Source organism: Pseudomonas paraeruginosa PA7 (genome assembly GCF_000017205.1).
Taxonomy (GTDB): Bacteria; Pseudomonadota; Gammaproteobacteria; order Pseudomonadales; family Pseudomonadaceae; genus Pseudomonas; species Pseudomonas paraeruginosa.
Window position 1 is genome coordinate 4661819 of sequence record NC_009656.1, and the last position, 23952, is coordinate 4685770.

General features: G+C 64.1%; 29 protein-coding genes. 9 read left to right on the forward strand and 20 right to left on the reverse strand.

Annotated elements, in window-relative coordinates; genetic code table 11:
• Positions 1–3: 3 nt before the first annotated feature.
• The 11 genes from pal to aspS form a co-directional block, all read right to left on the reverse strand.
• Positions 4–510, reverse strand: a complete 507-nt coding sequence (gene pal, locus PSPA7_RS21555) for a peptidoglycan-associated lipoprotein Pal (RefSeq protein ID WP_003155994.1) — start codon at positions 508–510, stop codon at positions 4–6.
• Between the two features lie 52 nt (positions 511–562).
• A complete protein-coding gene (gene tolB / locus PSPA7_RS21560; RefSeq protein WP_012076890.1) occupies positions 563–1861 on the reverse strand; it encodes a Tol-Pal system beta propeller repeat protein TolB in 1299 nt (432 codons plus the stop codon).
• Positions 1858–2895, reverse strand: a complete 1038-nt coding sequence (tolA, locus tag PSPA7_RS21565; protein ID WP_012076891.1) for a cell envelope integrity protein TolA — start codon at positions 2893–2895, stop codon at positions 1858–1860. Before tolA ends, tolB begins: the two co-directional genes overlap by 4 nt.
• Positions 2896–2897: 2 nt before the next feature.
• On the reverse strand, positions 2898–3338 hold the full coding sequence (gene tolR, locus PSPA7_RS21570; protein WP_003086126.1) for a protein TolR: 441 nt from the start codon (positions 3336–3338) through the stop codon (positions 2898–2900).
• A 22-nt stretch (positions 3339–3360) separates the two neighbouring features.
• Complete coding sequence (tolQ, locus tag PSPA7_RS21575) at positions 3361–4056, reverse strand: protein TolQ (protein ID WP_003086125.1); 696 nt, start codon at positions 4054–4056, stop codon at positions 3361–3363.
• A 1-nt stretch (position 4057) separates the two neighbouring features.
• Positions 4058–4504 (reverse strand): tol-pal system-associated acyl-CoA thioesterase, encoded by a 447-nt coding sequence (ybgC, locus tag PSPA7_RS21580; RefSeq protein ID WP_012076892.1) that lies wholly within the window; start codon positions 4502–4504, stop codon positions 4058–4060.
• A 52-nt stretch (positions 4505–4556) separates the two neighbouring features.
• Positions 4557–5615, reverse strand: coding sequence for a Holliday junction branch migration DNA helicase RuvB (gene ruvB, locus PSPA7_RS21585; RefSeq protein ID WP_012076893.1), 1059 nt, complete (start codon positions 5613–5615; stop codon positions 4557–4559).
• A 10-nt stretch (positions 5616–5625) separates the two neighbouring features.
• Complete coding sequence (gene ruvA / locus PSPA7_RS21590) at positions 5626–6231, reverse strand: Holliday junction branch migration protein RuvA (protein ID WP_003086122.1); 606 nt, start codon at positions 6229–6231, stop codon at positions 5626–5628.
• A 16-nt stretch (positions 6232–6247) separates the two neighbouring features.
• A complete protein-coding gene (gene ruvC, locus PSPA7_RS21595; protein ID WP_003155980.1) occupies positions 6248–6772 on the reverse strand; it encodes a crossover junction endodeoxyribonuclease RuvC in 525 nt (174 codons plus the stop codon).
• 84 nt (positions 6773–6856) lie between these two features.
• Complete coding sequence (locus tag PSPA7_RS21600; protein ID WP_003155979.1) at positions 6857–7603, reverse strand: YebC/PmpR family DNA-binding transcriptional regulator; 747 nt, start codon at positions 7601–7603, stop codon at positions 6857–6859.
• Between the two features lie 66 nt (positions 7604–7669).
• Positions 7670–9445, reverse strand: a complete 1776-nt coding sequence (gene aspS / locus PSPA7_RS21605) for an aspartate--tRNA ligase (RefSeq protein WP_034000382.1) — start codon at positions 9443–9445, stop codon at positions 7670–7672.
• Positions 9446–9877: 432 nt separating this feature from the next.
• Between aspS and PSPA7_RS21610 the strand changes: the two genes are divergently transcribed.
• Entirely contained in the window at positions 9878–10348 is a 471-nt protein-coding gene (locus tag PSPA7_RS21610) for a Dps family protein (protein ID WP_003086103.1), read from the forward strand.
• A gap of 204 nt (positions 10349–10552) precedes the next feature.
• Positions 10553–11164 (forward strand): cold-shock protein, encoded by a 612-nt coding sequence (locus PSPA7_RS32880; protein ID WP_003155976.1) that lies wholly within the window; start codon positions 10553–10555, stop codon positions 11162–11164.
• Between the two features lie 49 nt (positions 11165–11213).
• On the opposite strand, the gene PSPA7_RS21620 is transcribed toward PSPA7_RS32880, so the two are convergent.
• Positions 11214–11423, reverse strand: a complete 210-nt coding sequence (locus PSPA7_RS21620; RefSeq protein ID WP_003155974.1) for a SlyX family protein — start codon at positions 11421–11423, stop codon at positions 11214–11216.
• Positions 11424–11852: an HIT family protein gene (locus tag PSPA7_RS21625; RefSeq protein WP_003155973.1), complete on the reverse strand. Its 429-nt coding sequence runs from the start codon at positions 11850–11852 to the stop codon at positions 11424–11426. It abuts the gene before it with no gap.
• A 710-nt stretch (positions 11853–12562) separates the two neighbouring features.
• On the opposite strand from PSPA7_RS21625, the gene PSPA7_RS21630 reads away from it, so the two are divergent.
• A complete protein-coding gene (locus PSPA7_RS21630) occupies positions 12563–13888 on the forward strand; it encodes an OprD family porin (RefSeq protein WP_012076895.1) in 1326 nt (441 codons plus the stop codon).
• A gap of 65 nt (positions 13889–13953) precedes the next feature.
• Here the strand turns inward: PSPA7_RS21630 and PSPA7_RS21635 are convergent, their stop codons facing one another.
• A complete protein-coding gene (locus PSPA7_RS21635; RefSeq protein ID WP_003155971.1) occupies positions 13954–14361 on the reverse strand; it encodes a PaaI family thioesterase in 408 nt (135 codons plus the stop codon).
• Between the two features lie 107 nt (positions 14362–14468).
• On the opposite strand from PSPA7_RS21635, the gene PSPA7_RS21640 reads away from it, so the two are divergent.
• Positions 14469–16184: a proline--tRNA ligase gene (locus PSPA7_RS21640; RefSeq protein WP_003155969.1), complete on the forward strand. Its 1716-nt coding sequence runs from the start codon at positions 14469–14471 to the stop codon at positions 16182–16184.
• Positions 16185–16192: 8 nt separating this feature from the next.
• Entirely contained in the window at positions 16193–17149 is a 957-nt protein-coding gene (locus PSPA7_RS21645; RefSeq protein ID WP_012076896.1) for a hypothetical protein, read from the forward strand.
• Positions 17150–17166: 17 nt separating this feature from the next.
• Here the strand turns inward: PSPA7_RS21645 and PSPA7_RS21650 are convergent, their stop codons facing one another.
• A complete protein-coding gene (locus PSPA7_RS21650) occupies positions 17167–17442 on the reverse strand; it encodes an acylphosphatase (protein ID WP_003155968.1) in 276 nt (91 codons plus the stop codon).
• Positions 17442–17906, reverse strand: coding sequence for a TlpA disulfide reductase family protein (locus PSPA7_RS21655; protein WP_012076898.1), 465 nt, complete (start codon positions 17904–17906; stop codon positions 17442–17444). The genes PSPA7_RS21650 and PSPA7_RS21655 overlap by 1 nt, the downstream gene beginning before the upstream one ends.
• Before the next feature lie 349 nt (positions 17907–18255).
• Here PSPA7_RS21655 and PSPA7_RS21660 point away from each other — a divergent pair, with 349 nt between their 5' ends.
• Entirely contained in the window at positions 18256–18639 is a 384-nt protein-coding gene (locus tag PSPA7_RS21660) for a hypothetical protein (RefSeq protein ID WP_012076899.1), read from the forward strand.
• A gap of 11 nt (positions 18640–18650) precedes the next feature.
• On the opposite strand, the gene PSPA7_RS21665 is transcribed toward PSPA7_RS21660, so the two are convergent.
• Positions 18651–18845, reverse strand: a complete 195-nt coding sequence (locus tag PSPA7_RS21665; protein WP_012076900.1) for a hypothetical protein — start codon at positions 18843–18845, stop codon at positions 18651–18653.
• A 149-nt stretch (positions 18846–18994) separates the two neighbouring features.
• Positions 18995–20230 (reverse strand): YihY family inner membrane protein, encoded by a 1236-nt coding sequence (locus PSPA7_RS21670; protein WP_012076901.1) that lies wholly within the window; start codon positions 20228–20230, stop codon positions 18995–18997.
• A gap of 124 nt (positions 20231–20354) precedes the next feature.
• Here PSPA7_RS21670 and arsC point away from each other — a divergent pair, with 124 nt between their 5' ends.
• The 3 genes from arsC to PSPA7_RS21685 are packed head-to-tail and all read left to right on the forward strand — an operon-like array spanning position 20355 to position 21722.
• Positions 20355–20708, forward strand: a complete 354-nt coding sequence (arsC, locus tag PSPA7_RS21675) for an arsenate reductase (glutaredoxin) (RefSeq protein WP_003155965.1) — start codon at positions 20355–20357, stop codon at positions 20706–20708.
• The gene (gene wrbA / locus PSPA7_RS21680) at positions 20705–21301 is read left to right on the forward strand and encodes an NAD(P)H:quinone oxidoreductase (RefSeq protein ID WP_012076902.1); all 597 of its coding nucleotides are present in this window, start codon (positions 20705–20707) and stop codon (positions 21299–21301) included. The genes arsC and wrbA overlap by 4 nt, the downstream gene beginning before the upstream one ends.
• 1 nt (position 21302) lies before the next feature.
• Positions 21303–21722: a DUF2069 domain-containing protein gene (locus PSPA7_RS21685; protein WP_003155963.1), complete on the forward strand. Its 420-nt coding sequence runs from the start codon at positions 21303–21305 to the stop codon at positions 21720–21722.
• 271 nt (positions 21723–21993) lie between these two features.
• On the opposite strand, the gene hda is transcribed toward PSPA7_RS21685, so the two are convergent.
• Together hda and PSPA7_RS21695 are read right to left on the reverse strand one after the other, a co-directional pair.
• Positions 21994–22698 carry a DnaA regulatory inactivator Hda gene (hda, locus tag PSPA7_RS21690; RefSeq protein ID WP_003155962.1) on the reverse strand — a complete coding sequence of 235 codons (705 nt, stop codon included), beginning with the start codon at positions 22696–22698 and terminating at the stop codon, positions 21994–21996.
• Between the two features lie 180 nt (positions 22699–22878).
• Positions 22879–23913, reverse strand: coding sequence for a DUF2066 domain-containing protein (locus tag PSPA7_RS21695; protein WP_003155961.1), 1035 nt, complete (start codon positions 23911–23913; stop codon positions 22879–22881).
• Positions 23914–23952 lie beyond the last annotated feature (39 nt).

The following is a 23952-nucleotide window of genomic DNA, read 5'->3' on the forward strand; positions in this document are numbered from 1 at the left end:
TTCTTACTTCCGCAGCTCGACGCGACGGTTCTGGGCCCACGACTGCTCGTCGTGGCCAGTGGCAACCGGACGCTCCTTACCGTAGGAAACCAGTTCCAGCTGAGCCGGGGACACGCCCTGCAGTACCAGGTAACGCTGAACGGCCTTGGCACGACGCTCGCCCAGGGCCATGTTGTACTCGCGGGTACCGCGTTCGTCGGTGTGGCCTTCCAGGACTACGCGCTGACCGCTGCCTTTCAGGTCTTTCGCATGTACGTCCAGAGCACGCATGGCTTCCGGCTTCAGGTCGGAGCTGTCGTACTCGAAGTAGAAGGTGGTGATCGCACGCAGAGCGGCTTCGTCGCTCAGGCTGCCGTCAACGGCACCGCTGTTGGCGCCATAGCCTGCGTTCGGGTCGACGCCGCCATTGGCACCTTCACCGGAAGCGTCGCCGCCCTTGGAGGAGCAACCCACAGCTACAGCCATGGCCAGAGCCAGCGCAGCAAATTTGCCGAATTTCAGCATTTCCATCATGTAACTCCTAATGAACCCCAGTGTATAAGTTTGTAACCGTTGGCGACCGTCAGTTCAGGTAAGGGGACCAGGAAGGCTCGCGCACATCGCCCTGAGCGGTAGGGAGAGGTATCCGTACGCGTCCGTTGATGGATACGAGCATCAGCACGCCCCGGTCCTGCTGGCGGGTGGCGTAGATTAGCATGGTGCCATTGGGCGCGACAGTGGGCGAATCGTCCAGGGTGGTGTTCGACAGCACCCGCAGATTGCCGCGCTGGAGGTCCTGGGCGGCGATCTGGAAGTTGGTGTAGCCCTGCTGGCGGTGAACCATCACCAGGGTCTTCTCGTCGGCCGAGAGTTTCGGGTTGGCGTTGTAGTTGCCGATGAAGGTCACCCGGTCCACGGCGCCGCTGCTCACGTTCATCTTGTAGATCTGCGGCTTGCCGCCACGGTCGGAGGTGAAGTACAGGGTGGAACCGTCCTTGCCCCAGAAAGGCTCGGTGTCGATCGCCAGGTTGTTGGTCAGGCGGCGCAGGGAGCGGCTGCCGAGATCCATCACGTAGATCTCCGGGTTACCGTCGCGCGACAGGACGAAGGCCAGGCGATTGCCGTCCGGGGAGAACGCCGGAGCGCCGTTCAGGCCTTCGAAGTTGGTGATCTGCTCGCGGCGGCCGGTATCGACATACTGGATGAAGATGCGCGGACGCTTCTGCTCGAAGGACACATAGGCGATGCGGCGGCCGTCCGGCGAGAAGCGCGGCGACACGATCGGCTCGCGCGACTGCAGCAGGGTCACCGGGCGCGCGCCGTCGTAGTCGGAACGCTGCAGGGTGTAGCGGGTGTTGTCGACCGAGAAACGCTCGGCGGTGACGTAGAGCATCTTGGTGGAGAACGCGCCCTTGATGCCGGTCAGCTTCTCGAACGACTGGTCGGCGATGTAGTGCGACATGTCGCGCAACTGGTCGGTGCTGCCGGTCACGCTGCCGGTCAGCACCTGCTGCTCGGTACCCACGTCGAACAGCGCGTACTGCACCTGCAGGCGGCCGCCGGCGGGCACGATGTTGCCCACCATCACGTAGTTCACGCCCACCGCCTTCCAGTCACGGAAGATCACTTCGCTGGCCTGGGCCGGCTGGCTGATCATGTTCTGCCGGGGCAGCGGCTCGAAGTAACCCGAGTTGCGCAGGTCATTGCCGATGATGTTGGACATGTCTTCCGGCAACACGTTGCCGCCCTGGAAGCCGAACGGCACCACGGCGATGGGAATGGCACGGTCGTTGCCGCTGGAGATCACCAGCGGGTCGGCAGCCTGCGCAGCACCCGCCACCAGGGCCAGGGCAAACAGCGCAATGCGAATCAGGGTACTCACAGACTCAAATCCTCCGGTTTAAAGATGATGCGGCGCTGACGGTACAGACTGTCGAAGGTCGCCCGCGGCAGTTGCTGCATCTCGGGAATGCGGCCGACGTTGCGTACAGCCGCCACCGCCGAACTGTCGAACGGCTTGTCACCGCTCGAACGGCTGACGCTGGCGTTGGTGATGGTACCGTCCGGCAGCATTTCGATCAGTACTTCTACGCTCATTCCATTACGCGCCGATGGAGGACGCCGCCACTGCTGGCTGACCAGGTTGACGATCAGGTCGTCAAGGCTGCCGGTGACCTCGCTGCCCACCTCGTCTGCCAGGGCCTGCTGGCGCTCGGTGGTATCAGAGAGCAGCTCGGCCAGGGCCTGGGCCTTCTTGTCCTCGGCGGCCTTGCGGGCTGCCGCGGCGGCAGCCGCCGCCTTCTTCTTGGCGGCCTCGACGGCGGCCTTCTTCTTCGCCGCCTCGGCTGCCGCTTTCTTCTTGGCTTCCTCGGCCGCTTTCTTCTTCGCGTCCTCGGCTTTCTTCGCCTGGTCGGCGGCCTTCTTCTTGGCCTCCTCTTCGGCGCGCTTCCTGGCTATGTCGGCTTGCTTCTTCTGTTCGGCGGCCTTGGCCTCGGCAGCCTTCTTGGCTTCATCGGCCTTCTTCGCCGCGGCGACTTTCTCGGCCTCCGCCTTTCGAGCCTCGTCAGCCTTCTTTTGTTCCGCCGCCTTCGCGGCGGCTACCTGCTGCTGTTGCAGCTTCTGCTGCTCGAGTTTCTGCTGTTCGAGCTTCTTCTGCTCGAGCTGCTCGACTTCATATTGCCTGGAGGCGGTCTTCTTCGCCTCGCCGGCGATCTTCTGGTTGGTCTGGGTGGTCGCCTGGCTCTTCGACTTGAGCTGGTAGAGCGTGGCCTGCACGATCGGCTTGGAGGGAGGAAGCTCCGGGGCAAACGCCCAGCTGACGAACAGCATGGCGAAGATCAGAACGTGCAGGACCACCGCCAGGACGACGGGCCAGAAATAACTCTCGGAAGGCGAGCGCTCGAACTGTTGCTTCAAGATCAGGGAGCCTCGGTAATCAACCCGACATTGGGCACACCGGCCTGCTGCAAGGCACCCATGGCGCCAACCACCGCACCATAGTTCACCGCCTTGTCGCCGCGGATGAATACCTGGGTGTCCGGACGGGCACTCATGATCTTGGTGACTGCATCGGTCATCTGTTCCAACGACACGGCGCTATCGGTCTGTTTTTCAGTATCCACTTCACTGCCGACGTTCCAGTAATAGGAACCGTCGGCCTTCACCGAAAGGGTCAGGACCTGCTTGTTGTTGTCCTGGGGCAGAGCCTCGCTGGACACCTTCGGCAGGTCGACCTTGACCCCCTGGTTGAGCATCGGTGCGGTCACCATGAAAATCACCAGCAGTACCAGCATCACGTCGATGTAAGGCACCACGTTCATTTCCGCGACCGGCTTGCGCTTGTGACGAACCCTTGCCATATCGGCTTACCTCTCAGTCGTCTTAGTCGTCGCTGGTGTGCACCTTGCGGTGCAGGATGGCCTGGAACTCGTCGGCGAAGGTGTAGTAGCGACCGATCAGCATCTCAGAACGCGCGGAGAAACGATTGTAGGCGATGACCGCCGGAATCGCGGCGAACAGGCCGATGGCGGTGGCGATCAGCGCCTCGGCGATACCCGGGGCGACGGTGGCCAGGGTAGCCTGCTGCACGGTGGCCAGGCCACGGAAGGAGTTCATGATACCCCAGACGGTACCGAACAGGCCGACGTACGGGCTGGTGGAGCCGACGGTTGCCAGGAACGGCAGACTGGCTTCGAGCTTCTCTTCCTCACGGGAAATCGCCACGCGCATGGCGCGCGCCACGCCTTCCATCACCGCGTCGGGATCGACGCCGGGCTGCTGGCGCAGGCGGGAGAACTCCTTGAAGCCGGCACGGAAGATCTGCTCGACGCCCGAGTCCGGGTCCGGGTTGCTACCGGCCTGGCGATACAACTTGGACAGGTCGATGCCCGACCAGAAGCGTTCCTCGAAGGCATCCAGCGCCTTCTTCGCGGCGCGCATGGCGTTGCCACGCTGGAAGATCATGATCCAGGATGTGACCGAGGCGGCCACGAGGGTCAGCATGACCAGCTGCACCACGATACTGGCGTTGCTGATCAGGCTCCACATGGAGGTATGGTCGACGACGTTCGGTTCCACTTTAATCTCCTGCTGAAAAAGAATCCGGGCTTCCGGCAAAAGCCGCACGCAACGCTTCGGGGATAGCACGTGGCTTCAGGGTGTCCGCTCGCACGCACGCCACCAGGAACCGCCCCTCGCAGAGCAGGACGGAGTCCGACGCTCGACGAACCTGTTGACGAAACTTCAGGCTCGCCCGGTTCAACTCCTCGACCTCGGCACTGACCAGCAGCTCATCGTCGAGCTTCGCTGGCGCGTGGTTGCGCGCCTCGGCGGAGTGGACGACGAACAGCAGGTTGTCACCGACCAGTTGCGATTGGGCGAACCCCAAAGCCCGCAGCCGCTCGGTCCGAGCCCGTTCCATGAACTTGAGGTAGTTGACGTAATAGACGATGCCGCCGGCATCCGTGTCCTCGTAATAGACCCGGAAACGCTGCTGGAACGGCTTTCCCCCGTGTTGCGCGCGCATACTCTAGAACCAAGTCCCGGCTTTGCCAATCGGCAATCGCCCACAAATGCAATTAATTACCATCTTCAGACGTGAACAGATCCGACGTTACCCCCGGACCCAACCTTTTCGGAATATTCAGGCCAAAATGCAGGTAGGCGTGGCGGGTCACCACGCGTCCCCGTGGCGTCCGCATGATGTAGCCCTGCTGGATCAGATAGGGCTCCAGTACATCCTCGATAGTGTGCCGCTCCTCGCTCAACGCCGCGGCGAGGTTGTCGATCCCCACCGGCCCGCCATCGAACTTGTCGATCATGGTCAGCAACAGACGCCGGTCGAGGTGGTCGAAGCCACGCTCGTCGACATCGAGCAGGTTCAGCGCCTTGTCGGCGATCACCCGGGTGATGTCGCCTTGCCCGCGGACTTCGGCGAAATCCCGCACCCGCCGCAGCAGGCGGTTGGCGATACGCGGCGTGCCACGGGCGCGCTTGGCGATTTCCGCGGCGCCCTGCGTTTCGATCTGCAGGCCGAGTATGCCCGCCGAGCGACTGACGATGGTCGCCAGGTCCTCGACGTTGTAGAACTCCAGGCGTTGTACGATGCCGAAGCGATCGCGCAACGGGTTGGTCAGCATGCCGGCGCGCGTGGTCGCGCCGACCAGGGTGAACGGTGGCAGGTCCAGCTTGATCGAGCGGGCTGCGGGGCCTTCGCCGATCATGATGTCCAGCTGGAAATCTTCCATGGCCGGATACAGCACTTCCTCGACGATGGGCGAAAGACGGTGGATCTCGTCGACGAACAGGACATCGCCGGCCTCCAGGTTGGTCAGCAGTGCGGCGAGATCGCCGGGACGCTCCAGCACCGGCCCGGAGGTGCTCTTGATCGAAACACCCATTTCCTGGGCGATGATATTCGCCAGGGTCGTCTTGCCCAGTCCCGGCGGACCGAAGATCAGCGTATGGTCGAGCGCCTCCTGGCGGCCACGGGCGGCATGGATGAACAACTCCATCTGCTCGCGCACGCTGGGCTGGCCGATGTAGTCGGCCAGTTTCAGCGGGCGGATGGCGCGGTCCAGCTGCTCTTCACGTTCGCGACCGGAAACGGCGGATATAAGGCGATCAGGCTCGATCATCGGGCGCTACCTAGACCATGCCCTTGAGGGCCTGACGGATCATTTCTTCGCTGGACAAATCCTCTCCCGGTACGGCTGCGACGGCACGGCTGGCTTCCTGTGGCTTGAAGCCCAGGGCGATCAGCGCGCTGACCGCATCGGCCTCCGCGCTTGAGACTGTAGCGCTAGCGCGGGGTTCCATCACCAACGGCGCAATGGTGGGCATGTTTTCCCAGGCCTTGAAACGGTCCTTCAATTCGACCAGCAGGCGCTCGGCCGTTTTCTTGCCGACGCCGGGAATCTTCACCAGGGTGGAAGTATCCTGCGCCTGCACGCAACGCACCAGCTCGTCCACTTCCAGGCCCGACATCAGCGCCAGGGCCAGCTTCGGCCCCACCCCATTGAGCCGGATCAGTTCGCGGAACAGCTCTCGCTCGCGCTTTTCGGCGAAACCATAGAGCAAGTGCGCATCCTCACGCACAACCAGATGCGTATGCAAGGTCACCGGCTCGCCCACCGAAGGGAGCCGATAGAGGGTCGTCATCGGCACCTCCACCTCATAGCCGACGCCATTCACATCCAGGATCAGGTGCGGCGGCTGCTTCTCCGCCAGGGTGCCACGCAAGCGTCCGATCACGACGAGCTTTCCTTATTCAAAGACGCAGGCGCCCGCCGCGACGGCGCGCGCCCACCAGGCCATGGGGGACCAGGCTCTGCTGGGTATGGGCATGACACAGGGCGATGGCCAGGGCGTCCGAGGCATCGATCTGCGGTTTCTGGGTCAGTTTCAGCAGGTGCATGACCATCATCTGCACCTGCTGCTTGTCCGCGCCACCAGTGCCGACCACGGCCTGCTTGACCTGTGACGCGGTGTATTCCGCCACGCTCAGCCCCTCCTCCATCGCCGCGACGATAGCCGCGCCGCGCGCCTGGCCGAGTTTCAGGGCCGAGTCGGCATTGCGCGCCATGAACACCTGCTCGATGCTCAAGGTTGTCGGGCCGTGGGTGCGGATCACCTCGCGGACGCTGCGGAACACCACCTGCAGACGCTCGTGCAAGGGGCCGTTGCCGGTCCGGATGCATCCCGACGCCACGTACTCGCAGCCGCGCGCCGTTTCCCGCACCACGCCGAAGCCAGTGATACGCGAACCGGGGTCAATCCCTAGAATCAAAGTCATAAGCTGGATACTAAAAGCCGGAAGCGGGGATCGAACGCGTCAAGCGTACCCCACTTCCGGCTTCGCGTTATCGCTCCGCTCGGCTCAGCCGAGTTGCGCCATTACGTCGTCCGGGATATCGGCATTGGAATAGACGTTCTGCACGTCGTCCAGGTCCTCGAGCATGTCGATCAGTTTGAGCACCTTCTGCGCGGTTTCCAGGTCCAGGGTCGCGGTGGTCGACGGGATCATCGTGACTTCGGCTTCATCGCCCTTGAAACCGGCGGCGGTCAGCGCCTCGTTCACCGAGATGAAGTCGGCGAAGGTGGTGAAGACGTCGATCGAGCCATCGTCGTTCACCACCACGTCGTCGGCGCCGGCCTCCAGGGCGGCATCCATCAGAGCCTCCTCGTCCACGCCGGGGGCGAAGCTGATCTGCCCCTTGCGCTCGAACATGTAGGCCACCGAGCCGTCGGTACCCAGGTTGCCGCCGCACTTGCTGAAGGCATGCCGCACTTCGGCGGCGGTACGGTTGCGGTTGTCGGTCATCGCCTCGACGATGATCGCCACGCCGCTCGGCGCATAGCCTTCATAGGACAGCTCGACCATGTTGTCGGCGTCGTTCGAGCCGACGCCGCGGGCGATGGCGCGGTCGATGGTGTCGCGGGTCATGTTGGCGGTCAGCGCCTTGTCCACGGCCAGGCGCAGACGCGGGTTGTCCGCCGGAACGCCGCCGCCCTGCTTCGCAGCGACGGTCAGCTCACGGATCAGCTTGGTGAAGATCTTGCCTTTCTTGGCATCTTGCCGCTCTTTGCGGTGCTTGATGTTGGCCCATTTAGAATGACCAGCCATAACTCACTCCGTATTGCTCTTTCGGCGGAAGGCGCCGCGTGCGACGCCATCGCAGGTTGATTCGAATCACTCGGCCTTCGGCTGCTCGCGCAGGCGGATGTGCAGTTCGCGCAGGGCCTTGCCGTCCACCGAGCCCGGAGCCTGGGTCATGACGTCGCCGGCGCTCTGGGTTTTCGGGAAGGCGATCACTTCGCGGATCGAGGACGCGCCGGTCATCAACATGACCAGGCGATCCAGGCCGAAGGCCAGGCCGCCGTGCGGAGGCGCGCCGTACTTGAGCGCGTCGAGCAGGAAGCCGAACTTCTCTTCCTGTTCCGCCTCATCGATGCCCAGCACGCGGAACACCGCCTGCTGCATGGCCTTGTCGTGGATACGGATGGAACCGCCGCCCAGCTCGGTGCCGTTGAGCACCATGTCGTAGGCGCGGGACAATGCCGCGCCCGGATTGGCTTCCAGCTCGGCCGGGGTGCACTTGGGCGAGGTGAACGGGTGGTGCAGGGCGGACAGCGAGCCGTCGTCGTTCTCCTCGAACATCGGGAAGTCCACGACCCACATCGGCGCCCACTCCTTGGTCAGCAGCTTGAGGTCATGGCCGACCTTGATCCGCAGTGCGCCCAGGGCGTCGCAGACGATCCTGGCCTTGTCGGCGCCGAAGAAGACGATGTCGCCATCCACCGCGCCGACGCGATCGAGGATCACGTTCAGGTTGGCCTCGGGAATGAACTTGACGATCGGCGACTGCAGCCCTTCCACGCCCTTGGCGCGCTCGTTGACCTTGATATAGGCCAGGCCCTTGGCGCCATAGATGCCGACGAACTTGGTGTAGTCGTCGATCTGGCTGCGCGGCATGGAAGCGGCACCCGGCACGCGCAGCGCGGCGACACGGCCCTTCGGATCGTTGGCCGGGCCGGAGAAGACCTTGAATTCGACTTCCTGCAACTGGTCGGCGACGTCGACCAGCTCCAGCGGGATGCGCAGATCGGGCTTGTCCGAACCGTAGCGGCGCATGGCCTCTTCGAACGGCATGTGCGGGAACTCGTCGAACTCGACGCCCAGGACTTCCTTGAACAGCTGGCGCACCATCTTCTCGGTGATGGCGATGATGTCGCTCTCGTCGAGGAAGCTGGTCTCGATGTCGATCTGGGTGAATTCCGGCTGGCGGTCGGCGCGCAGGTCCTCGTCGCGGAAGCACTTGGCGATCTGGTAGTAGCGATCGAAGCCGGCGACCATCAGCAGTTGCTTGAACAGCTGGGGCGACTGCGGAAGGGCGAAGAAATGGCCCGGGTAGGTGCGGCTCGGCACCAGGTAATCGCGCGCGCCTTCGGGGGTCGGACGGCCGAGGATCGGCGTCTCGACATCGAGGAAGCCGTTGTCGTCCAGGTAGCGGCGGATGCTGCTGGTGATGCGCGCGCGCAGTTTCAGCTTGGCGGCCATTTCCGGGCGACGCAGGTCGATGAAGCGGTAACGCAGGCGGGTTTCCTCACCCACGTCGGAATATTCGTCCAACGGGAACGGCGGGGTCTCGGCCTGGTTCAGTACCTCCAGCTCATAGCCCAGCACTTCGATGGAGCCGGAAGCCATGTTCGGGTTGCGCGCACCTTCCGGACGCAGGCGTACCCTGCCGGTGATCTTCACCACGAATTCGCTGCGTACCCGGTCGGCCTTGGCGAAGGTCTCCGCGCGATCCGGGTCGAACACCACCTGGGCCAGCCCTTCGCGATCGCGCACATCGAGGAAGATCACTCCACCATGGTCGCGACGGCGATGAACCCAGCCGCAAAGGGTGACTTCCTGGCCGTCCAGGCTCTCGTTCAGTTGGCCGCAATAGTGGCTGCGCATCATGGTGTGGTTCGCTTCTCGTAAGTCTTGGATTCTGTGGAGCCGCCGGCTGCCTGGCGACCATTGCCGGACTCTCCGGCCCTGACCGAGCACCGGCACCCTCGGCACGCCCCGGAAGGGCATCCCCCGCGCTGCCCGGTGAACGGCAACGGCGAAGCACCCGATCCGGGTTCACTTCGCATTGAAGGCGGGGATTATAGCCTGAAAAATCCATGGCTTGCAGCCAGCCCGGCAGCCGCGAGCCGGGCGGCATCGATGCGGCGCGGGAACGATTCGCCTGACCCTGCGAACCATTCTTTCAACCTCGCAGTCGGAATAGTTTCTCCCTATCGCCGTCTTTGACATAGACCAAGAGCGCCGGGAAAAACCCTGTGTTAGCCTGAACCCAACTATTTCGGAATGCCCCATTCACAGGCCGACTGAAAGGAGAACGCCATGGAAATCAATATCGGAATCGGCGAACAGGACCGCGCAGCCATCGCCGAGGGTCTGTCCCGGCTGCTGGCCGACACCTACACCCTTTACCTGAAAACCCACAATTTCCACTGGAACGTCACCGGTCCGATGTTCAATACCCTGCACCTGATGTTCGAGGGGCAGTACACCGAACTGGCCGTCGCGGTGGACGACATCGCCGAGCGCATCCGCGCCCTCGGCTTCCCGGCCCCCGGCACCTACGCGGCCTACGCGCGCCTGTCTTCGATCAAGGAAGAGGAAGGCGTTCCGGAAGCCGAGGAAATGATCCGGCAACTGGTCCAGGGTCAGGAAGCCGTGGTGCGCACAGCCCGTAGCATCTTCCCGCTCCTGGACAAGGTCAGCGACGAACCCACCGCCGACCTGCTCACCCAGCGCATGCAGGTCCACGAAAAGACCGCCTGGATGCTGCGCAGCCTGCTGGCCAGCTGACCGCCCCGCAGATGTCAGGCAGGGTCCGCTGCGGGACCCTGCCGTCACCTTCAAGCGACTGATTTGAGTAGCCTCCCGCTTTCCTGTTAAATAGCCGCCGTGCGTTACGCGCATAGGCCGGCCGTCCTTCCGCCCCCTTCGTTTCATGCAGCGAAGCGCTGTCCGGCTACTTGATCGTTACCCCATCAAGGTGAACTCATTGACATGTTGAAAATCGTCCTTCTGGTCACGGGCGTCGCCGCCCTATTGCTTTCCTTCATTCCCAGCCTAAGAACCGAAGCCACACCCTTCCTGCAACACCCCGATGCCATCTACCTGGCCATCCTCGGCCTGACCAACCTGCTGTTCGCCCCCACGCTGCACGCGACCCAACCCACCCGCCCGCTTCAGGCCGGAGCCGCGGCACTGCTGGTGCTTGGCGTCGTCCTGCAGGCGCTGATCCTGCTCGCGCCGCTGCCCACCATCGCCGACCAGCCCGCCGTCATCCTCCCGCTGCTCAGCCTGGCACTGGCGACGGCCCTGCAGTTGGCAGGCAGCCTCAAGCCCGGCCGCACCCCGGCTCGCGGCAGCGTCCCCGTACCGACCACCGGCAACCAGGATGCGGGCAATCGCGAAACGGGCACCGTGAAGTGGTTCAACACATCCAAGGGCTTCGGCTTCATTTCGCGGGACTCGGGAGAAGATATCTTCGTCCACTTCCGCGCAATTCGTGGCGAAGGCCACCGCATTCTCATCGAGGGTCAGCGCGTGGAGTTCTCGGTGGTACAGCGCGACAAGGGCCTGCAGGCGGAGGACGTGATCGCCTCGCGCCGCTGACCGCCCCGGGAAACAAAAAACCCGCCGACTGGCGGGTTTTTTCTGCGACTCAATAATGCGGCGGCGGGGCCTCGTCTTCCTCCACCCCACCGACCAGCCCCTGGACATCCTCCAGGCGCTTGATCAGCGCGGCCACCTGCAGCTGCAAGCGCTCGATGCTGCGCTGCTGCTCCACCACCACCTCGTTCAGCGCCTGCAGGGTGTCGTCCTGGAAAGCCTGGCGGCATTCCAGGTCGTCCATCCGCGACTCCAGCTCCATCTATGCACCCTCGTCAAAACGGAAGCCATCGGTGAGCACCATCCGCAGCTTGCCGCGGATCGCCTCGACCTCTTCGACCGCATAGGGCCGGGACGCATGTCGCCCCCACACGGGCCCCGGCCAGGCATCGTCGCCGCGGCGACGCACGATCACATGCATGTGCAGCTGGCTGACCACGTTGCCCAGGTTGGCGACATTCATCTTGTCCGCCCGAAAAGTATCCTTGAGCACCTCCGCCAGCACGGTCGTCTCGCGCCACAAAGCCTGCCGGTCTCCCTCATCGAGCTGGAACAGCTCGATGACGTCCTCCCGTCTCGGCACCAGGATGAACCAGGGATAGCGGGCATCGTTCATCAGCAGCAGACGACTGAGCGGGAAGTCACCGATCGGCAGGGTGTCCTGCGCCAGCCGGGGATCCAAAGCGAACATACTGGCCTCTCCTGTTCGACGGTCATTCAGGGACAGCTTAGCCCCTCCTCCCGGATGGGCTGCGCCGCGTTTGCCGCGCAGGATACTGCGCCCCCCGGCCAAAGCAAGTGCGATGCATCCGCCCCAGCTTGGCGCGCGGATAACGGCGAGCGCCCCATAAGTTGCCGGAAGAATGAATACAGGGCTGCGCCAGACATGCGACACAGGATGCATACAAGCGCCCCTGCCGAGACAACTCACCTGCAACCAACCCTTGCAACAGAGGGATTACAAACAGGTTTCACCGGGTAATTAGCTTGCTTTCAAAGACATTACGAACACCCTCGAAGAGATCAACTCGAATACATGATCGATGCGAGCTTTCAGTTGTGCACGGAGTTTGCTTAAGCGTCACTCTGCATAGTAAGAGCGGCGCATCGAAACATGACGATTTTATTACAAGCCATCCCGAACGAGGAAAAGCGATGTGAGAATCAGCCTCAACAAGAGTGACCAAACCCACGTCCTACGTCACTTTTTCAACCGGGCACCTACGCAGATGCGACATACGTCATGCAATTTTGCGACAGCGCCGTAAAGATTCCGTCGCTCCGGAACCGCAACTATCGCCAAGAAACACTGCGTGCTATAAGTTAGCGCCGACAAGAAGAACTAGCCGTCACTGCGCACTGTGACGGCAGAGATAATTCAAAACCAAAGGAGCAATCACAATGAAAGTGATGAAGTGGAGCGCCATTGCACTGGCGGTTTCCGCGGGTAGCACTCAGTTCGCCGTGGCCGACGCCTTCGTCAGCGATCAGGCCGAAGCGAAGGGGTTCATCGAAGACAGCAGTCTCGACCTGCTGCTCCGCAACTACTATTTCAACCGCGACGGCAAGAGCGGCAGCCGGGACCGTGTCGACTGGACCCAGGGCTTCCTCACCACCTACGAATCCGGCTTCACCCAAGGCACCGTCGGCTTCGGCGTGGATGCCTTCGGCTACCTCGGCCTGAAACTCGACGGCACCTCCGACAAGACCGGCACCGGCAACCTGCCGGTAATGAACGATGGCAAGCCGCGCGATGACTACAGCCGCGCAGGCGGCGCCCTGAAGGTACGCATTTCCAAGACCATGCTGAAATGGGGCGAGATGCAGCCGACCGCACCGGTCTTCGCCGCCGGCGGCAGCCGCCTGTTCCCGCAGACCGCGACCGGCTTCCAGTTGCAGAGCAGCGAGTTCGAAGGCCTCGACCTCGAAGCGGGCCATTTCACCGAAGGCAAGCAGGGCACCACCACCAAGTCGCGCGGCGAACTCTACGCGACCTATGCGGGCCAGACCGCCAAGAGCGCGGACTTCGCCGGCGGCCGCTACGCGATCACCGACAACCTCAGCGCCTCCCTGTATGGCGCCGAACTGAAAGACATCTATCGCCAGTACTACCTGAACACCAACTACACCATTCCGCTGGCGGAAGATCAGTCGCTGGGCTTCGACTTCAACATCTACCGCACCACCGACGAAGGCAAGTCCAAGGCCGGCGACATCAGCAACACCACCTGGTCCCTGGCCGGCGCGTACACCCTGGACGCACACACCTTCACCCTCGCCTACCAGCAGGTCCATGGCGACGAGCCGTTCGATTACATCGGCTTCGGCGAGAACAATTCCGGCGGTGGCGGCGACTCGATCTTCCTCGCCAACTCCATCCAGTACTCCGACTTCAACGGCCCCGGCGAGAAATCCTGGCAGGCCCGCTACGACCTGAACATGGCTTCGTACGGCGTACCCGGCCTGACCTTCATGGTCCGCTACATCAACGGCAAGGACATCGACGGCACCAAGGTCGACTCCAGCTCCGCCTACGCCGGCCTGTATGGCGAAGACGGCAAGCACCACGAGACCAACTTCGAAGCCAAGTACGTGGTCCAGTCCGGCCCCGCCAAGGACCTGTCGTTCCGCATCCGCCAGGCCTGGCACCGCGCCAACGCCGACCAGGGCGAAGGCGACCAGGACGAGTTCCGCCTGATCGTCGACTATCCGCTGTCGATCCTGTAATCGACCCGGCAGTCAGAAAGGAAGCCCGGCAACGCCGGGCTTTTTTTTCGAACGCCGGATCGCCTCTATAAAGGAAGAGCGTAGGTACCGGTCACATGGGCCACCAGCTCATCCTCGCGGCTCCGTGAGTACACCCCGACCTCGCAGACTACCTGGCGCCGCCCCAGCTTGAGGATGCTCGCCTCGGCCAACAGGTCCTCGGGACGGGGCTTGCTGAGAAAGTTGATGTTCAGGTTCGAGGTCACGGCCATTTCCACCGCCCCCAGGCGACCGAGGATGACCGCGTACATCGCCGCATCCGCCAGCGCCATGATGGTCGGGCCGGACAAGGTGCCGCCCGGACGCACCAGCCTGTCGTGGAAAGGAATGCGCGCCAGCGCATGTCGCTCATCGAGGCGCTCGACGCGCAGATCGATGTCTTCGGCCATGGGCAACCCCATGCGGATCAACGCCTGTACCTGCGCCGCGTTCATTGTCTGCCGACTCCTCATCATCGGTGGCCGGCGCCCTGTACGCGGCCAGACCGGCACCGTACAATGCCCAGCCATTCTCCCCGATACAACCGACATAACGGCCAAAGATGCGTACCAGTCAGTATCTGCTTTCCACGCTCAAAGAAACCCCCGCCGACGCGGTGGTGATCAGCCATCAACTGCTGCTTCGCGCCGGCATGATCCGCCGCCTGGCCTCGGGTCTCTACACCTGGCTGCCGATGGGCCTGCGGGTACTGCGCAAGGTCGAGACCGTCGTCCGCGAGGAAATGAACGCCGCCGGCGCTCTCGAGGTGCTGATGCCGGCCGTGCAACCGGCCGAACTGTGGCAGGAGTCCGGCCGCTGGGAGCAGTACGGCCCCGAACTGCTGCGCCTGAAGGACCGCCATGAGCGCGAGTTCTGCGTCGGCCCGACCCACGAGGAAGTGATCACCGACCTGGCGCGCAACGAGCTGAACAGCTACAAGCAGCTGCCGATCAACTTCTACCAGATCCAGACCAAGTTCCGCGACGAGATCCGTCCTCGCTTCGGCCTGATGCGCGGTCGCGAATTCATCATGAAGGACGCCTACTCCTTCCACCTGAACCAGGAATCGCTGCAGGCGACCTACGACGGGATGTACCAGGCCTACAGCAAGATCTTCACCCGCCTCGGCCTGGACTTCCGCCCCGTGCAGGCCGACAACGGCTCCATCGGCGGTAGCGGCTCCCATGAGTTCCACGTCCTGGCCAACTCGGGCGAGGACGACATCGTCTTCAGCGACAGCTCCGACTACGCCGCCAACATCGAGAAGGCCGAAGCCGTGCCGCGCGAGAGCGCCCGTGGCGCCGCCAGCGAAGACATGCGCCTGGTCGACACGCCTGACACCAAGACCATCGCGGCCCTGGTGGACGGCTTCGGGCTGCCGATCGAGAAAACCATCAAGACCCTGGTGGTGCACGGCGCGGAAGAAGGCACCCTGGTCGCCCTGATCGTCCGTGGCGATCATGAACTGAACGAGATCAAGGCAGCCAACCAGCCCCTGGTCGCCAGCCCGCTGGTCTTCGCCTCGGAGGCCGAGATCCGCGCCGCCATCGGCGCCGGCCCCGGCTCGCTGGGTCCGGTCAACCTGCCGATCGCCTGCATCGTCGACCGCTCGGTCGCCCTGATGAGCGATTTCGCCGCAGGCGCCAACATCGAGGACAAGCACTACTTCGGCGTGAACTGGGAGCGCGACCTGCCGCTGCCCGAAGTCGCCGACCTGCGCAACGTCGTCGAGGGCGACCCCAGCCCGGACGGCAAGGGCACCCTGGTGATCAAGCGCGGCATCGAGGTCGGTCATATCTTCCAGCTCGGCACCAAGTACAGCGAAGCGATGAAGCTGAGCGTCCTGAGCGAACAAGGCAAGCCGGTGAACCTGATCATGGGCTGCTACGGTATCGGCGTATCCCGCGTGGTCGCCGCCGCCATCGAGCAGAACCACGACGAGCGCGGTATTCTCTGGCCCAGCGCCCTGGCTCCGTTCCAGATCGCCCTGGTGCCGCTGAAATACGAAACCGAAAGCGTCAGGCAGGCCACCGACAGGCTGTATGCCGAACTGACCGCGGCCGGCTTCGAGGTGCTGCTGGACGATCGCGACAAGAAGACCAGCCCCGGCGTGAAGTTCGCCGACATGGAGCTGCTCGGCATTCCCCATCGCATCGTGGTCAGCGATCGCGGCCTCAACGAAGGCGTCCTGGAATACAAGGGGCGCCGTGACAGCGAGTCGCAGAATCTGCCGATCGGCGAACTGATGTCGTTCATCACCGAAAAACTCAGCCGCTGAGCGTAACGATGCCCACCGGAAGTCCCCTGCGCCTCTCCGCTGCCGTCCTGTGCGGCAGCCTTCTGCTGAGCGGCTGCGCCAACCAGTTGCCGCAGCGTAGCGAACACGAGGAGCGTGTCGAGCGAAAGCTGCTCGAACACACCCTGCAAGTCGATATCGGCCAGCCCGATGTGCTCGAACTGCCGCAGCGCCGGGTCCGGATCAACGACCAGAAGTCCTTCGAGGTCACCGAGTTCGAAGTGACCCGTCGTTACGATCGCTACACGCCGTACCAGCCCTGGCGGGAGATCTACGAGATCCCGCTGGGGGCGGTGGCGCTGGTGGCGGGCGCGGGGGCCAATGTCGTCAACGTGCTGACCTTCGGCAGCGTGCCGGACAACATCACCCACGGCTGGATCAGCTACGGCCTGGCCGGGGTCAACCCGTTCATGAACGTCGAATCCAATGGCCGCGCCGAACAGAACCTCGCCAGCATCGACGAAAAGCAGCGCGACAAGCGCCTGGAGTACTCCAGCCTGCCCTGGGCCGAGCGCCCGGTGATGGTCAGCTCTGGCAAGGAACTCAACGAACTGCTCACCGATCGCCACGGCGTTCTGCGCCTGAACCTGCTCGACAGCCCCTTCGCCGAACAGGACATCAGCCGCATCTCGCAGATCCACCTGTCGGTGAGCGATCCGCAGGACGGCACCCGCGCCGACGCCAGCCTACGGGTCAGCCGCAGCCTGCGCGGCAAGCTGCTGGAGGCTCACGCGCTGATCTACGACGACCTGGAAGGCGATGACGTCCATCATTGGGTGCACCGGGTGAAGCGCCTGTCGGAACTGGGCCTGGAGGAAGAAGCCAGCGAGCTCGAACAGAGCCTGATCGAACTCACCCGCAACGATCCCGAACTGCAGCAGCAATTCATGCATGCCCTGCTGCGGGATGCCGGGCGCCTGGCAGCCGATCCCGGCGAAACACCCTGAACGATGAATGCGTCGCTTCAGCGACGCACGATGAAGCCGGCGATCCCCTGCAACGGCAGCGCCTCGACCTCCACCCCCGCGACTCGCGCGCGCCGCGGCCCCCGCTCCAGCCAACGCTGCAGGGCCTTCACCTGCTCCTCCTCGCCTTCCCACAGGACTTCGACGCGACCGTCCTCCAGGTTGCGCACCCAGCCGTCGAGCCCCAGGCGCTCGGCCTCGTCCCGGGTCGACTGGCGGAAACCGACGCCCTGCACCCGGCCGCCAACATAGGCGTGCAAGCAGATCCTTGCCATCACCGCCCCCCCCGCAGGGCCTCGAGTTGCTTCAGGATGCCGTCAGCCGTCTGCTCGCCCAGCAGGCGCTGACGCATTTCTCCCCGAGCATCGACGATATAGGTGACAGGCAGGGCTTCGCTGCGCGGCAGCTTGAAGCGTGGAGCCGGATCCTCGGCGAGCACGGTGAAACGGATTCCCATGCCATCGGCCGACTTCTTCAGATCGGCGTCGCGCAGGCCGTCGAAATTCACCCCGACCACCCGTCCGCCCTGCCCTTCGAGCACTTGCGCCAGGCGATTCATTTCCGGGATTTCGGTTCGACACGGCGCACACCAGTCGGCCCAGTAGTTGATCACCAGCCAGCGTCCGTCCAATTGCTCGGCCGGCACCGGGCGCCCGTCCTGGTCGACCCCGTAATCCGCCGAACAACCTGCCAGAAGCAGAACCACCACCGCCCCCAGCGGGCGTAGCCAATTCCTCATGTCACGAACCTCTCGAGTCGGGAAGACAACCACCGGACCAGGGGCGGCCCGATATGGCAATACCGCGAGACCTTACTGGAAAGCGGCGCTCCCCTGCAAAAGCGCGCGGCAACGAACGGGAGAAGGAAGAGCCTGGATTCTTCCTACAAGCCACAAAGTGCGAGAAGGGTCACGGCGACCCTCGCCGAACCGCACAGTTTGACGCAAAGGTCCACCCCTATAATCCGCGTGCCACACACGACGCGACGACTCAATCGGCCGCACGCCGCCCGGCAGCGACCGGATCGACTTGGGGAGAAGTCGAGAGCGACGAGTCCGACGCCCTTTTGAAACGGACACACTGCTGCTTATGAAAGACCATCTGATCGGAAGCGTCCCCGCACACCTGGTGGACGCCGCCCGCCCGACCCTGACAGCCCACGAAGGACTGGTCGCGGATTACAACATCGCCGCCTGGCTGCATCTTCCAGACGCCTGCGACCTGCTGGTGTCGCTGGTGGTCAGATACCTGGATGGCGGACGGCAACGCGAGGTCGCGGTGGATCACGGACGAATAGACCGCCAGCAACGCATCCTGCTATCCGGTATCGCCCGCCTGCCGGTACGACAGAAAGTGGAGGACATGCAGATCCGACTGAAATCAGCCACGGCGCTGTCCCGCCTCGTCGTCGAAGAACTCTTCGTACAGGCGGTGGAGCAGGAAGGCCAGGCCCAGCAGCTGTCGGAGGCCTGAGCCAGGGCAACTCAGCCCTGGCGCACCTGCTCGAACAATGGTTCGGCTGGCGACTGTTCGAACGGCGGTTCGCTGGCGGGCGCCGCCGGTACCAGCGATTCCGGCCAACTGCTGAACTGCAGCCCGGTAATGCGGTTCAAACGCTCAAGCGCTGCCTGCTCATCCTTGTGATGCAAATGGACGACCTTGTTCGAGACTGGTGGCATGAACGGGAACCTCGATGGAACTACGGAGAAAAACGACTGTCACACGGGGGTTTGCCAGAAGCGTGCCAACCGCCAAAACCCGACTTTCGCCGGGCTTCCCCTGACCGAACTCACCTCCTTGCGCCCGACGTTCGCCGCAAACTGACACTTTACGTCACCTTCGCTGAGGCATTCCCCTCCGCCAGCCAGTGCGCCAGGCTTTCCCCGAACAGCCTTTCCTGCTCCGCCTGCAAGCGCTCCATCGCCTGCTGGAACGCCGGATACCACGCCTCGTCCAGTTGCGCCGGCATGCGTTCCCGGCTCGGCATCGGCCATGGACAGCGATTGAGCAGGCGGTGCAGGCTGTAACTGCCAAGATCCCGGCACAACACCCATTCGCCTCCACCTACCCGGCAAACGAACTGTTCCTTCTCGAGGAAATCCAGCAACTCCTCCCATTCGTCCTCGGGCAATAGCCAGCCGGCACGGTGCAGGTGGACGAGGCGCATCGACTGGCCGAGTTGCTGGCGCTGATGGAAGACTCTCAGCACGCCGAGCAGGACGATCGGCTTGGGTAGCGAGCGGCGTCGCCAGAGACGCGAGGAAGACAGATTGCAGACCAATACGGCGCCGAACAGGACGATCATCCAGGAGAGATAGATCCACAGCAGGAAGATCGGCACGGTGGCAAAGGCCCCGTAGATCAACTGGTAACCGGGAAACAGGCTGACATAGAGGCCGAACAGGGTCTTGGCGGCCTCGAACAGCACGGCGGTGAACATTCCACCCATCAACGCATGGCGAACGGGAACCCGGGCGTTGGGCACCGCCGAATAGAGCAGGGTGAAGGCCGCCACGCTGAACGCCAGCGGCATCAGCCCCAGCAGCGTTTCCGCGCCCGGCAGGGCATCCGGCCCGTGGAGCAGCGACAGCGAAGTGATATAGGTGGTCACGGCGAAGCCGGCCCCCAGCAGCAAGGGACCCAGGCTGAGGATCGCCCAGTAGAGCAGGAAGCGTCCGACGCCGCGGCGCGGCTGGCGTACCCGCCAGATCTCGTTGAAGGCTTTCTCGATGGTCACCAGCATGGTGAAGGCGGTGACCGCCAGGAACACCACGCCGACCCAGGTGAGATGGCGCGCCTGGGTGGTGAAACTCTTCAGGTAGGTCTCCACCGCCTCTCCGGCGGAAGGCACGAAATTACGGAAGATGAAAGTCTGGATCGACTCCCCCATGCCATGGAAAGCCGGGATCAGCGAGAGCATGGAAAACATCACCGTCATCATCGGCACCACCGCGAACAGCGTGGTGTAGGTCAGCGCCGCCGCGCTGTTGGGGGCCTTGTCGGTGACGAAGCGATGGGCGAGGAAGCGAGCGAATTCGATCCCGTCGTTAAAGTGTTCGCGCATGCCCTCTCCTTGAAGTCGCGCCGGTTCTTCGCCTCCTGGGGCGGTACTTCGCGCCGACGGGTTCAGTCCTGGTCGACGAGGCGGTTAGAATAGCCGTCACCTCCCCAGCCATGCGACCCCTGACATGAGCGAACTGATCCTGCTGCACAATCCCCGCTGCTCGAAATCCCGCGCCGCACTCGAGCTGCTCGAAGCCCGCGGTCTGCAACCCCAGGTAGTGCGCTACCTGGAAACCCCGCCGAGCGCCACCGAGCTGAAGGCCATCCTGGCCAAGCTGGGCCTTCCCGCCCGCCAGTTGCTGCGCACCGGAGAGGAGGAGTACAAGGCGCTCGGCCTGGACGATGCCAGCCTTGGCGAAGAGGCCCTCATCCAGGCGATGGCAGCGCATCCCAGGCTGATCGAACGCCCGGTGCTGGTGGCGGGCGACAGGGCCGTCATTGGCCGGCCGCCGGAGAAAGTCCTGGAGATCCTCGCTTGAACACCCCCTACATCCTGGTGCTGTACTACAGCCGCCATGGCGCTACCGCGGAAATGGCCCGGCAAATCGCCCGCGGCATCGAGCAGGCCGGCTTCGAAGCACGGGTACGCACGGTTCCCGCGGTCTCCACCGAGTGCGAAGCGGTGGCTCCCGACATCCCCGCCGAAGGCGCGCTCTACGCCACCCTCGACGACCTGAAGAACTGCGCCGGCCTGGCCCTGGGCAGCCCAACCCGCTTCGGCAACATGGCCTCGCCGCTGAAGTACTTCCTCGACGGCACCAGCAGCCTGTGGCTGACCGGCGGACTGGTCGGCAAGCCGGCAGCGGTATTCACCTCCACCGCCAGCCTGCACGGCGGCCAGGAAACCACCCAGTTGTCGATGCTGTTGCCCCTGCTGCACCACGGCATGCTGGTGCTGGGGATTCCCTACAGCGAGCCCGCCCTGCTGGAAACCCGTGGCGGCGGTACACCGTATGGCGCCAGCCACTTCGCCGGCGCCGACGGCAAGCGCAGTCTCGACGAACACGAACTGACGCTGTGCCGCGCCCTGGGCAAGCGCCTGGCGGAAACCGCCGGCAAGCTGGGGAACTGAAATGGCCCGCAAGAACAAACCGCTGCCCGAGCTGGCGTGGCTGCAGCCACGCCTGTCGATCACCCGCGCCATCAGCCTGGGCAGCTTCGTCGGCCTGGTACTGCTGATCCTCATCCGCGACCTGATCTACGCCGACGCCCATGGCGCGGCGAGCTGGGTGCCCTGGCTGGTCCTCGGCTTCAAGCTGCTGCCGCTACTGGTAGTGGCCCCCGGCCTGCTCATGGGCAGTGCCCGCGGCCACGCCTGGACCTGTTACGTGGTCAACCTGTACTTCATCCTTGGCGTACTCGCAGCCTTCGACCCCGGCCAACGCCTGTTCGGCTGGGCCGAAGTGCTGCTCAGCGTAAGCCTGTTCTGCGCCGCGCTGCTCTATACGCGCTGGCGCTTCCAATACGACAGGCGGATAGCCGGAGAACGCTGATGCGCCGGCAGGAGCGGCACTGAAAAATGCCGCTCCTGGGCTCTTCGAGGCTATCGCCCAGTCGAATGCGCCGGGCGATGGGCGCTCCTCGGACACTTCCAGCATCCGCCCCGGAGCGACTGCGTCCTGACCATCCGCTGAGACACTGCCGACAGACCATGCGCCGGCATTGCCGGGGCTATGCACGAAAGCTAGAGAGAGGGGGACACGCCCCACCCGGGGCCCACCCCGGTGAAGCACGACGGGGAATTCGCCGGCAAGCAGCCGCTTCTCACCAGCCGAGGGTTTCCTTGAGGAAGGGAATGGTCAGCTTGCGCTGGGCCTGGAGCGAGGCGCGATCCAGTTGCTCCAGCAGGTCGAACAGCGAGTTCATGCTGCGCGACCCACGGTTGAGGATGAAGCGTCCGACCTCGTCGGTGAGGTGCAAGCCACGGCGCGAAGCGCGAAGCTGCAGGGCGCGGAGCTTGTCTTCGTCGGAAAGACCGTGCAACTGGAAGATCAGCGCCATGGTCAGGCGCGACTTCAGGTCGGGCAGCTTGACCTGCAGCTCCCGTGGCGACTTCGACGCTGCCAGCAGCAGGCGTCGCCCGGTATCACGCAGCCGGTTGAACAGGTGGAACAGCCCCTCTTCCCAGTTGCGCTTGCCGACCAGCACGTCCAGATCGTCGATGCACACCAGCTCGCACTGCTCGAGATCGTCGAAGATTTCCGGCCCGTACTGCACCAGGTCCGCCATCGGCAGGTAGATGGTGCGCTCCTCGAACTGCTCGAAACGCAGGCAGGCCGCCTGCAGCAGGTGGCTGCGGCCGACGCCGTCGTGTCCCCAGAGATAGATCAGGCTTTCCGCCCATCCGGCCTCGGCTTCGCACAGACGCTCGACATATCCCAGTGCCGCGGCATTGGCACCGGGATAGTAGTTGGCGAAGGTGGCGTCGTCGCGCAGACGCACACTGAGGGGAAGCTGAATAGGTTTCATGCCAGGCTGGGCGGACAGTCCGAAAACGCCGCAGGAGTCACCGTAAAGGCTGCAAAGTTTATACGCCTCGGCAGGGCCGCACAATGAGCAACTAGGCAAGCAAAATCAAAGGTTTGCCGGTGGCCGCGGCCACCTGGCGCCGACCTGCCGCATCATTCTGGAGCAGGCCGGCGCCGCAACTCACCGCCAGCGGAAGACCAACTGGTTGGGCACCGCCGCCGCGCCGGGCGCCGAGGGCGGTGCGGAAGCATCCACAGGCGCGCTGGCGGCCGGGACCTCCTGCAACTGCGCCAGGCCCAACTGGGCGCGCAATTGCTCCGGACTGGCCTTCACGCTGTAGTCGAGGCGATCCCCCTGGACCCCGACCAGGCGCGCGCCGAACGGATCGAGCAGGCGTTGCAGTTCGGCATAGCGCGCCAGCGTCGCCCCCTGGACCTGCAGGGTCAGTCCGGTGGCCGCTCCCGGCGTGGCGACGAAACGGCTGGACAGACGGTTGGCGGCGGCCAGCATCACGCTGTCGGCCAGCGCGTCGGGGGTCGCGCCCTCGGCCTGGCCCTGTTCCCGCGAATCGCCCATCCACAGCCGCCATTGCGCCTGCCACTTGCCGTCGACCTCCTTGGCATCCACCGCCAGCAGCGCATCGGCGCCATAGCGTTCGGACGCGCCGCGCAGGGCATCGGGCTGGGCAGCGGTGAGATTCTCCGGCGTACCGACGATCTGCTCATCGAGATCCGCCAACGGCAGGCGCAGCGGCAGGCCGCGATTCTGTGCGGCACGCTTGAGCGGCTCGGCCGACGCCTGGTTGTCGCCGACCAGGTTGCTGCCCTCGCTGCTCTCGTTCAGCCACCAGGCCAGCACCGCCGGCCGGTTGGCGCCCCAGCTCGGCAGGCCGGCGGCGCGCAGTGCGTTGCTGGTGGCAGCGGGATCGAAATCGACCACCAACGCCAGCGGCGGGCCGTTCTCGAAGGCGTACTGGCTGATCAGTTGCTGCGGGTCCTTCAGGTAGCCCGCGAGCCCCGGCTCCTGCGGCGCCTGCGGATTTCCGGTGAGACGCACCAGCAGGGTCTGCAGCGCCCGCACCAGGCCGGCGTCGCGCTCGCCGGGTTGCTGCGAGGAAACAGGCTCGCGCACCTGGTACAGGTTGGGCACCGTTGCCGCGAAGACGGGCAAGCCAAGCAGGGAGAGGCAGAGAAGGAAGAGTCGGGCTATGCGCATGAAAGGCTCTCGACGAACGGATGGGAACGGCGGCGACGA